11 protein-coding genes are annotated in these 8868 nt (G+C 53.5%); 2 read left to right on the forward strand and 9 right to left on the reverse strand.

All coding sequences use genetic code 11. The features are described 5' to 3' along the window. Window positions 1-405: 405 nt before the first annotated feature. Together IQ254_RS27405 and IQ254_RS27410 are read right to left on the reverse strand one after the other, a co-directional pair. The gene (locus tag IQ254_RS27405) at window positions 406-1386 is read right to left on the reverse strand and encodes a heme o synthase (protein WP_193969325.1); all 981 of its coding nucleotides are present in this window, start codon (window positions 1384-1386) and stop codon (window positions 406-408) included. Window positions 1387-1517: 131 nt separating this feature from the next. Beyond that, window positions 1518-2519, reverse strand: coding sequence for a heme A synthase (locus tag IQ254_RS27410; protein ID WP_193969326.1), 1002 nt, complete (start codon window positions 2517-2519; stop codon window positions 1518-1520). 470 nt (window positions 2520-2989) lie between these two features. Between IQ254_RS27410 and IQ254_RS27415 the strand changes: the two genes are divergently transcribed. Further along, entirely contained in the window at window positions 2990-3328 is a 339-nt protein-coding gene (locus IQ254_RS27415; protein ID WP_193969327.1) for a hypothetical protein, read from the forward strand. A gap of 192 nt (window positions 3329-3520) precedes the next feature. Beyond that, window positions 3521-3904, forward strand: coding sequence for a hypothetical protein (locus tag IQ254_RS27420; RefSeq protein ID WP_193969328.1), 384 nt, complete (start codon window positions 3521-3523; stop codon window positions 3902-3904). Between the two features lie 3 nt (window positions 3905-3907). Here IQ254_RS27420 and IQ254_RS27425 read toward each other — a convergent pair whose 3' ends face one another. The 7 genes from IQ254_RS27425 to IQ254_RS27455 all read right to left on the reverse strand — a co-directional run bounded on the left by IQ254_RS27425 (window position 3908) and on the right by IQ254_RS27455 (window position 8715). After that, window positions 3908-4291 carry a VOC family protein gene (locus IQ254_RS27425; protein WP_193969329.1) on the reverse strand — a complete coding sequence of 128 codons (384 nt, stop codon included), beginning with the start codon at window positions 4289-4291 and terminating at the stop codon, window positions 3908-3910. 258 nt (window positions 4292-4549) lie between these two features. After that, the gene (locus tag IQ254_RS27430) at window positions 4550-5371 is read right to left on the reverse strand and encodes an alpha/beta fold hydrolase (RefSeq protein WP_193969330.1); all 822 of its coding nucleotides are present in this window, start codon (window positions 5369-5371) and stop codon (window positions 4550-4552) included. 72 nt (window positions 5372-5443) lie between these two features. Beyond that, window positions 5444-5899: an NUDIX domain-containing protein gene (locus IQ254_RS27435; RefSeq protein ID WP_193969331.1), complete on the reverse strand. Its 456-nt coding sequence runs from the start codon at window positions 5897-5899 to the stop codon at window positions 5444-5446. A 3-nt stretch (window positions 5900-5902) separates the two neighbouring features. Continuing rightward, window positions 5903-6367, reverse strand: coding sequence for a thioredoxin-dependent thiol peroxidase (bcp, locus tag IQ254_RS27440; protein ID WP_193969332.1), 465 nt, complete (start codon window positions 6365-6367; stop codon window positions 5903-5905). A gap of 244 nt (window positions 6368-6611) precedes the next feature. After that, window positions 6612-7028: a hypothetical protein gene (locus IQ254_RS27445; protein ID WP_193969333.1), complete on the reverse strand. Its 417-nt coding sequence runs from the start codon at window positions 7026-7028 to the stop codon at window positions 6612-6614. Window positions 7029-7231: 203 nt separating this feature from the next. Then, window positions 7232-8332, reverse strand: coding sequence for a chemotaxis protein CheW (locus IQ254_RS27450; protein ID WP_193969334.1), 1101 nt, complete (start codon window positions 8330-8332; stop codon window positions 7232-7234). Window positions 8333-8340: 8 nt separating this feature from the next. Next, the gene (locus IQ254_RS27455) at window positions 8341-8715 is read right to left on the reverse strand and encodes a lipopolysaccharide assembly protein LapB (RefSeq protein ID WP_193969335.1); all 375 of its coding nucleotides are present in this window, start codon (window positions 8713-8715) and stop codon (window positions 8341-8343) included. Between the last annotated feature and the right edge of the window lie 153 nt (window positions 8716-8868).

The following is an 8868-nucleotide window of genomic DNA, read 5'->3' on the forward strand; positions in this document are numbered from 1 at the left end:
GGTTTGGTAGGATGCAGGAAACATATTGGTTTAGGGGAGCTGCACTGAGGCTCCCTATTTTTTGTCCCCTTTATTGTCTCAAAGCCCTGTACCGCATGACGTTGAGTACCCTTGTCACCCGTTAAGCAAGATTAGAGGCTTACCAGATAGGGGCAGAAAATGCGCAAAGAGCTGTAAAGCCCTTGTCACTCATAGTGAGGGCATCTTGTTAAGCAAGGTTAAGGGCTCTAATAAACTAACGAGCAGACATCAAACTTATGCCTGAAGCCCTCAATCCATATTTCAAAAGGATGAGAGCTTCAGGGAGTATTTCATGGGTTGTGCCAATTAACCAGAAGTTGAGATAAAAGGTTTGAGATAACGAGCTATTGTCCGAAGACTGCAACCCATGTGTACAAACCACTCCTAAAACGGCAGCATACTCACCAGGGGCTCTAACTGGCCCGAGAGAGCCGTTAGCACCGTTCGCGTGATTGGCCAGCTATCGACCACCATGCCCGCCGACAGCAGCATCATGTAGAGAATAGAGTACTTAAACAGCCCCTTGGCCAGGTCGCGATCGCCCGGTTCCCGCAGCAGGGCCCAGGCCTTCTGGATAAATATTCCGCCCAGACATAGGGCGATCGCAGCATACAAGGCTCCGGTTGCCCCCAGGGGATAGGTCATCATCAGGGTCAGCGGTACCAGCACCAGAGTGTAGTACCAGATCTGCCGAGCCGTTGACTCATCGCCTGCAATCACTGGCATCATCGGCACGTTGACCTTGGCATAGTCATCTTGAATCAGCATGGCCAACCCCCAAAAGTGGGGCGGCGTCCAGATGAAAACGATAAAGAAAAACAGCCAGGCAGCCAGGGGCAGATCGCCCGTAACAGCGGCCCAGCCGACCAGTGGCGGAATGGCCCCCGCCGCCCCACCGATGACAATATTCTGGGGCGACGAGCGCTTTAACCAGTAGGTGTAGACCCCAACGTAGATGGCGATACCAACCATCGCCAACCCCGCGCTGAGCAGGTTGGCCACCAGGGCCTGCAAGCCAAAGGAGAGAGCTGCTAGCACCCCGGCAAACACCAGCGCATCTCGCACCTGAATTCGCCCAGAGGGGATGGGGCGGTGGCGGGTACGCTCCATGTCGTAGTCGATATCGCGATCGTAGACACAGTTAATGGTCTGGGCCGAGGCCGCCGCCAACGTACCGCTGAGCAAGGTCACCATCAACAGCGCCGGGTTGACCTCACCCTGACCCGCCACCCACATCGCCGCCGCTGTTTCAATCAACAGCAGGGGAATGATGCGGGGCTTGGTGAGCTGCACATAGCTTTGCACGACCGCCTTAAACGACTCGTGGTGACGGGTGGGGGCATTCCATGTGGTGGTCTGATTCATGCAAAAAATCCTAAATAGTGCTGAAATGCGCAAATATCAGCTAAAAGCGCCCAATTTTTTCTAAATCTTGTTGTTTTTGTCGGAACTCACTCGGCTAAGTGTCCTCAAGCAGCCGGTTAGACGGGCTCATCTCAAGCTTTAGCCGTCATTACCTCAGCCTCAATTCCCCCCTCAGCGCTGTCGTATCCCCCAGCGGCAGCGGCACGAGCATCGCGCCAGGCCAGCACTGTAAAACAGACCAATGTGCCTACCAGCGCCGCCCCGAGGGTGTGATGGGTAACCGTCAGGGGCTCAACTTGGAGCCGCAGACGAAAGGTGGCAATGCCCATGACCAGCTGAAACACTAGCAGTATGCTGGCCAGACTGCCCAATCGACGCAGCGGATAGGTCAGGGCTGGAGTCCGCCATACAGACCAGGTCAGCGCCAGTACCACCAATGTAGTGGGCACGATGCCCAGTAAGTGACTATTCATTACTTGGCAGAGTTCTCGCAAACCTAAGCATTGATGAGCGGCCCAGCGCGAACCGACCAGCCCCCCCAGTAGGCATTGGCTATAGACAGTGACCAGTGCCCCCAACCCCAGCCAAGGTAGACGGCCCACAGTACCAGTACTGCGGTAGGGCAGCAGGCAAGTGGCGATCACCACCATGGCGCTAAAAAACAGCAGCGCTGTACCCAGATGGGCGGTAACGATATCGAAGCGGAGCAGTTGGGTAACGGTCAGCCCACCTAAGGCCCCCTGTACCCCAATTAAGGCCAAGGCCCCCACCGCTGCCCAGGGCAACCAGCCGGGCACCTGCCGCCGATACCAGATGCTGAGACCAACCAACCATAGAGTGCTGAGGCCAATGAGGGCGGCATCGAGTCGGTGAAACCACTCTAAGAAAACCTGGAGGTTCATCTGCTGTTGCGGCACCAGTTGACCGTAACAGAGAGGCCAGTCGGGGCAGGCAAGGCCCGCATTCATCACTCGGGTGGCGCTACCCACCGCCATCAAAGCCAGGGTGGCGACGGCAATCTTCCAAACCAACCGCCGAATGCGGTCAACGGGGGTCGGGGTAACGGCTGAGGTCGCCCACAGGGACTCACGAACCGTAGCCTGGGATAAGAGGGAGGGAAAATTTGCGGCCATGCCATCTCCAGTATTGAGCAGTGCAAGTGTAGGATCTTGACCGAGCGAAAAGCAGATGAGTGAGAGTTGTCGATGGGGCAAGCGATGGGTAATTACCGTTGGATAGTTAAGCGGCTGTCGCCAAGTGGGCGAGTATTTACTCAGCAGCAGCTTTAGAACTGAAACAGATGCCTCACCCCGGCAGATCGACGTTGCTGTTTACTACTTTAGGGAGGGAAATCATTGAGTTGGCAAAGCTTTAGGGTTTTCTTTGGGATTAGGATACCGACTTAAACCGCTATACAAAACTCGGTTCTGTGCCGTAGCGAGACACACAACGCAATCTTTCGTTACATTTGGCGACATATTCTCACCGTGGGAGTTATGGCGGTGGCCTGTGACGCGATCGCAGCGGGCTAGACGATACAGGCCCCCAATGCCGTACCCTTTACTTTATCCATCCTGCCCCGATTGCCGTGAGCACCCTTACCATGAGCGCCCCTCTAACCCTCAACCTGACCCAGGGATCCCTCCAGTTTGCCTTCTCCGCTGAGGCGGCCCAGGGGCTCAAAGCTGACCTGATCGATTTAATGAATACGCTCAAAGCTGCTGCTGCCCAGGCGGGCGAACCCGGTCGCCGCTCCCCTCAGCCCGCCATGGAATATCGCCACACCGGCGATGTGTTTCTCGAAATCTTTTGCAATCCTAATATTTGGCCTAGCCCGTTTGCCGCCAAGGTCTTGATCACCCTGCGAGATGACCGCATTCGCGTCACCACCGAAGCAGAGCTGGCGCAAATCTACGACGATGTCATGGCCTACCTAGCTTAAGCAGGCCAGCACTGGGGCCCCAGAGATCGTAACTTGGGATGCCACAGGGTCAGGGGCGATCGCGGTAGACTATAAGCGCATGTAGGGCTAGAGCGGGATGGTAAGCTCCGTTCGAGCGCAGGGCGACCCTGACAACCGAGCGGCCTATCGACCGGCTAGCCTTAGCATTTGGAGTTTCTTGGCAGCACAGTTATGAACCCTGATGACCTCTCTCAAACGTTGCAAAAAGGCTTTCGCGTCACCCTTGGAGCGACAGCCTCGCTGATTGAAGCCATTCAAGATCCCAACAGTTCGAGCCAAAAATTTTCTGAGATTGGCAGCGATGTCAATCGTCTCACCGAAGAACTAGAGGTTAAAGGCGAAACCACCGAGCGCGAGGCTCGGCAGTTTGTAGATACGCTGATGAGCCAAATGCCTAACCCATTCACCACCTCTGGCCCCGGCAGCGAAGGCCCAACGATCACAACCGTGGCTAGCCCGGTGGTCAGCAGCTCTGTCCAAAGTGATTTAGAAGCCCTGACCCAGGAACTGGCCGATATTCGTCAAGAAATCGAGTTGCTCAAGGGCCAGGGCTAGGGGCTAAGGCGTGCTGTAGGTAATGGCGTAGAAGGTGGCCCCCTGGGGATCTTGAATCAGGCAAAACCGACCTACGGTGCTGATATCGGTGGGGGGCATGAGCACCTTGCCGCCAAGCTCTTGGGCTTTTTGGGCCGTTTCATCGACATTGTTGACGGTGACATAGACCCCCCAAGCTGGGGGCATCGGCGGCGCTTCAGGGGGCATACCCATCAGCCCGCCGATTTCTTTGTCGGCGACCTGGGCAACGGTATAGGGAATGCCATCCACCGGGCCTTCTTTTAGGGCCCAGCCCAAGAGTGCGCCGTAAAAATCGCTGGCGGCAGCGGGATCGGTGGTCATTAGCTCGCACCAGCTAAAGGCACCGTGTTGCTCAAAGGGGTTCATGGTTAGAGTCCTCAGAGATGAAGTTTGCTTTAGGTTATCACGACATAGTTCGTATGTACTGAGGCGCAATTATCTTAGTCACGGTTCAAGTTGGTCGCTAAGCCTCAAGTTAGATAGGTTTGAGGCCTCATTCGCCGCTGACATGACGGCGAAAAATCTTCATGGTTGACGGTTACCTTGCTACCGCAAGAGATTTCCCTCCAGCTGATGGCGGTACTGAGCACAGCGCCAACCAAGTCCTAGCCGGTTGACAATCGCTTAGCGCAGCGCTGGCTTCGATCGCGAGGCAGGTACCAGACAGGCCGCCATCTCCATAGCATCAACTCCTAGGGGCGTGGTGGCCGCAGCAATTTCTCGATGTTGGGCAGCAGGCTGTAGGTGCAGCCAGGCCTGCGTCAATTGATGGGTCAAGGGGTCAGCGGCAGCAGATTCAACCACTAGCGCGGGTGACGAGAATTGCCCTAGCGCCGGGTTCAGCAGTTCGCCATTAATGGCCGCCGCCCGCCGCTGAAACAGCATCTGGCAGGCAGCGGGAGCCTGGCGCAGGCAGCGGCGGCGATCGCGCAGTGCCTGCGCCCAAGCACTTTTCCCTAGCCAGGGCAGCAGTAGCGGCAACGGCGACCAACGGGCGACCAACCAGCGATCGCGCCGCCAGCGTCCCCGCCGCCCCCCATCGGCCACCCCTTCTGGAGCTATCACCGTTAGACTCTGCACCTGGTCAGGGTAGGTCAGGGCATACTGACCCGCGACCCAGGCTCCTAAGGAGTGGGCCACCAGCCGACAGTGGCTCACGCGCAGGGCCGTGAGCAAGTTGTGCAGGGCTTCTACTTGCAGCGTCACCGAGTAGGGGGTGCTGCCCTCGCGCCGCGATTCGCCAAAGCCGAGCAAGTCTGGGGCCAGGCAGTGATGCTGCGAGGCAAGCTGTTGCACTAGCGGTAGCCATTGCGTGCTGTCGTGCCACGACCCGTGCAAAAATACCAGCGTTTCGCCCTGGGGACTGCCCCCTTCATGCCAAAAAACGCTGCCAGCCGTCAGTTTCATGCGGCCAGTACGCAGGGGAATCTCAGCAGGTGAGGGCATAGACACAGTGCGGATAGATGTACTCCGGCGAGGTACTGCTCCGCCGTCAACCCCAACGAGTTTACCCAAAAGCTAGGCTAAAACCGTTGCTCCCTTAAAGAAATCTTGCAGGTGCTGGCGATGATCGTGGGATAGATCAGCCCAGGGCAAATCCGTAGCGGTGAAAGCGCGGGTCTCCAAGACTTCTCCCGGGTCAGCCGCATAGGGATGGCCCTTGACCCGCACCGCCACCGTGACGCAGACCGAATGAAACCTCGGATCGCGCTGCGGCTGAGAGTAGACCCCCACCAGGCGCTCTAGCTCGACCATCTGCAGCCCCGCTTCTTCCTGCAATTCTCTGGCGGCAGAGGTCATCACATCTTCGCCCCAGTCGACAAGGCCACCGGGCAAACTCCACAGCCCATTGTCACGGCGGCGCACTAGCACAATGGTGCCGTCTGCCAGCAGCGGAATGACGCAGGTACCCAAAATGGGGCGGCGCAGCAGCAGCCCCAAAAGGGTGCGCACAGCGTGGGCAAAATAGGCCATGGGCTAGCTGGCTTCCAAATCAGCCAGCACTGTCTCGGCGTGGGTCTCGGCTTTGACCTTGAGGTAAATTTTCTCCAGATTACCGTCGGGGCCAATAATAAAGGTGCTGCGGGTAATGCCCATATATTCTTTGCCCATAAATTTTTTTAGGCCGTAGACACCATAGCGGCTGGCCACTGTGCCGGCCTCATCGACCAGCAGCGGAAAAGGCAGACTGAACTTGTCGATAAATTTGCTGTGGGATTTGGCATCGTCGGTGCTGACCCCCAGCACGACTACATCTTTGCCCCGGTAGTCGGCGTAGCGATCGCGAAAGCCGCAGGCCTCTTTGGTACAGCCGGGGGTGTTGTCGCGGGGGTAAAAGTACAGCACCACTCGCTGGCCCTTGAGGTCGGCCAGGCTGTAGGCGGTGCCAGTGGCATCGAGTAGGCTGAAATCAGGAGCGGGGTCGCCAACAGAAAGAGTCATGGTGGTTTGAAATGAACTAAGAGTCACATGCCATCGTTCATTGTATAGCGCCAAACTGCGGGGTGTGCCCCAACGCCTTACTCTGCTTGTCGATGCGTAGGAGAAGATCTACGGCTGTTCAGCCGGTAGCAGCCGTAAGTCGCTGAAGTTAATGGGAACCGACCGGATAACCGCAAATAAGATTACATCGGTTTCATTGTCGCGGCTAGGGGGGGCATACCCTTCCTCATGGGTGAATGACGCCCTAGGGAGAGGCCTCTGGTTCTGGATTTTTCACGCTGGCTTCGATTTGATCGAGGGTTTGCAGCACCAGCCGCTTGGCCTGGAGTTCCCAGCCCCACTTTTGCACCTGAAAGGCCAGGTAAAACCCAACCCCCGTGGCAATTAAATCTAATGGCTGCCGCCCCGAAATGCCCAGCAGCAGCCCCAGCCCGCCAATGCCCCAAAACGGCAGCGCTACCGTTTGGCGATTTTCTTCAATCAATTTCGCCAGGAAGTTGTTGGGGATGCTCGCCGCCACTTCCTCTCGTACCTTCCCCTGCTTGGGATAGGGTACGGCAAAGCTGAACTTGCGGCGCAGTTTCTCAATTTTGCGGGCGTCGGTGCTGTACTCGGTCAGCTCGTCTTCGGCCATACGAATGAGCTGCTCAGCAATGGTCATAGGAGGGTTGTCCGAATTGAGGTTGGCAGTGGTCAGCAGCTGAGATTTTGCTCTAGATACAGAGCAGCGATCTCAAAACCTGCTAACACCCCATTATCTCACTGGATCGACCTGAACGTAGGGAGAAGCACTACACGGCTGGTATAGCAATATGCAGTTGTCTGGAGGGTGGCATCTAGCGATCGCAAAAGTGATTGGACGAGCTAGACCAGCTCATCAACTACAAATCCACCTTTGAATAAAAGGCTGGGCAAGTTTAGAATACCGACTAATTGTTGGTCATCTTCTTCATAGGGGACTGCTCCCTGGAGGTAATCATTCTCCAGGTTTGGCAGGGCAGTTGCCGTTGAAAGTATACTTTTTGGGTTGATCAAAAATGTTGCATCTCGAATGCTATCCACCCTAACACCCATTACCATCTCTTCGAATTCTACAACAATCACTTTGCAAGAAGATAATATTTCAAGGACTGGTATATTTAGAAATACGCGCAAATCTACGATGGTGAGAATTTCACCTCGCAGATTAGCATTACCAATAATGTGTTTGGGGCAACAGGGAACCGGGATAATTTTTTTAATATCAACAAACTCTCGGACAATACCCGAATCGATTCCCCAGAGATGATCGCCTAAGTAAAAAACAACAAATGACTGCAAATCTGTCAATTCTTGAATCTGCGCTGACGCCTTTAAGCTTTCGGCTCGACTGCGAAAAATTGCTCTTTCTTCATCAGTAGACGTAGGGCAGAAGATGATTTCATTTTCTTCTGTTTTAATCAATTCATCGAGTGGTAAGTCAATATTTTCACCCTCTTCTTGTTGTGTTAGAGAGCCTAAAAATGCTGTGATTTGAGCTTCTGAGAGCCAATTTTCTAGGCCGCTTAAAACCCAAACTTCATCCTCACGAGTTACTACTCCAGCGATAATTGCTGATCGATCGGTTGTTAAATCCTCCAGGTCACTGTTCATCTGAGTAGGGTCAGAGTTCACGATCTCATGAGAGCTGATTTCTCTAATATCAGAAAAACCATTGATAATAATTCCAATTTTAATTTGAAAACATTTAATAATTATCAAGCTATCGGATAAACGATAGTCTGTTTTGGGATAACCCAGCTTATAATTCAGATCCAAGACTGGCAAAATCTCTCCCCGGAGATCGAAAATACCTACAATGCCGTCATCCACTTCCGGAAGCAGAATCAATTCTGGCAGAGGGATCACTTCTTCAAAATAGTCACTGTTGATACCATACAGATAATTGCCTAAGCTAAACGTCAGGTAAGAAGAATTTTGTTGCATGCTGCCTCTTAATTATTAGTCTCTAAGTTTGTTTCTAGCTGTAACATCAATTGAGTAACAGTTAAATAATCTAGCTCTGGAATTTCCATTCCTGCTGGCAGTTGCTTAAGAATACTCAAAGCCACTTCCTGCATTTTATGAGCCCGATTCGTATCGTTTTCTGCTTGGTAAACATAGCTTAGCTTCAAATAAGCTGCAACCGATCTAGGCTCAAGATAAATAATTTTCTTAAGTATCTTTTTCGCCTCTGGTAATTTATTTTTTTTGGCAATATCGGCTAATATATAGTAAGTAGGAATCGAAAACTCATCGATATTTAAAGCTTTATAGCAGCATGATATTGCCTTTTCTTTATCATTTATGTAATTAAATAATCGAGCCATTAAATAGTAAGAATAGAAATTTTTTGGGTAGTGGACTAACGTAAAGGATGGAGAAAAAATAAGGCAACGCTGTCGTATTTATAGATTCTGAGGGGGTAGCCTCCATGGCCATTGAGATGACCTGTCCAACCTGTGGGTCTCACGACATCTCCA

The sequence above is a fragment of the Nodosilinea sp. LEGE 07088 genome, assembly GCF_015207395.1.
GTDB lineage: Bacteria > Cyanobacteriota > Cyanobacteriia > Phormidesmidales > Phormidesmidaceae > Nodosilinea.